The 276-nt window shown below is 44.6% G+C and carries 1 protein-coding gene; it reads right to left on the bottom strand.

All coding sequences use genetic code 11. From position 1 onward, the window contains the following. A partial coding sequence (locus HBA93_RS21025) for a glycosyltransferase (RefSeq protein WP_221724563.1) occupies positions 1–276 on the bottom strand: 276 nt, incomplete at both ends.

Raw genomic sequence — 276 nt, 5'->3', positions numbered from 1 at the left:
CGGATCAGGATTGATGAAAAAATGAGGGGTCTGCACGAGAAATAGTTTGTTGTTTTCAGTGAAATAACCAACGGTTTCGGTCAGGAAATTACGAGCAGGCGCATGATCTGCATCAAAAACAGCAATTAGTTGGCCTTCTGAATAGGCAAGACCATTATTCAGATTGCCAGCTTTGGCGTGTTCATTACGAGCACGTGTCAGATAATTAACGCCAAAATCGGCACATAAAGCTTTTAGTTCTGCGCGGCGTTCAGTAGCGCGACGGCTTTCAAGTAG

It is taken from the genome of Ochrobactrum sp. SFR4, from assembly GCF_019730395.1.
Classification (GTDB): Bacteria; Pseudomonadota; Alphaproteobacteria; order Rhizobiales; family Rhizobiaceae; genus Pseudochrobactrum.
The sequence above is the reverse complement of the archived record's forward strand: the minus strand, read 5'-3'. Positions and strand labels throughout refer to the sequence as shown.